This window comes from Dellaglioa sp. CoH-55-MRSF-8, assembly GCF_056782195.1.
The window spans coordinates 345-812 of the sequence record NZ_JBXAYH010000028.1; the positions used below are offsets into that span (position 1 = coordinate 345).

Consider the following 468-nt stretch of genomic DNA (forward strand, 5'->3'; position numbering starts at 1 on the left):
AAGCAAAGAACTTCTATGACTATGCATTCAACATGCAGAACCCCAAGGCAAACCCGCCTTGGTCTCGTCAGTTGTGGGTCGGTACTATGCTGTTCGGTGAAGCGTGCCCTGTGTGCTCGAATAAAGCGTGGCTCGATGTGCACAACGTGCCTGTGGACTACAAGGCAAAAGAAATGCCAGAACATATCCAGTTCTTGGAGTATGGTAAGTGTCCAAAGTGCAAGCGCGGTAAATGGGAGCTGATCCAAAACCACGGACTCCGAAACTATCTACAGTACGTGGGCGTAATCGGGCAGCGTGGTTCCAAGTCGAGTTTGACAGCACTCCTATCTAGTTACGCACTGCATCGATATGTCAAATTCCCGAATTATGCGTCGCTCTCGAAGTCAATGCAGGCCTCCACCGAATTGACTGGCACCTTTGTTAGCTTGACCTTCGCAAAAGCTGTTGCCGTCTTGTGGACACTGT

1 protein-coding gene is annotated in these 468 nt (G+C 50.0%); it reads left to right on the top strand.

Translation table 11 applies throughout. From position 1 onward, the window contains the following. On the top strand, positions 1-468 hold a 468-nt coding region (locus AC1RPW_RS07695), incomplete at both ends, for a hypothetical protein (protein ID WP_481769396.1).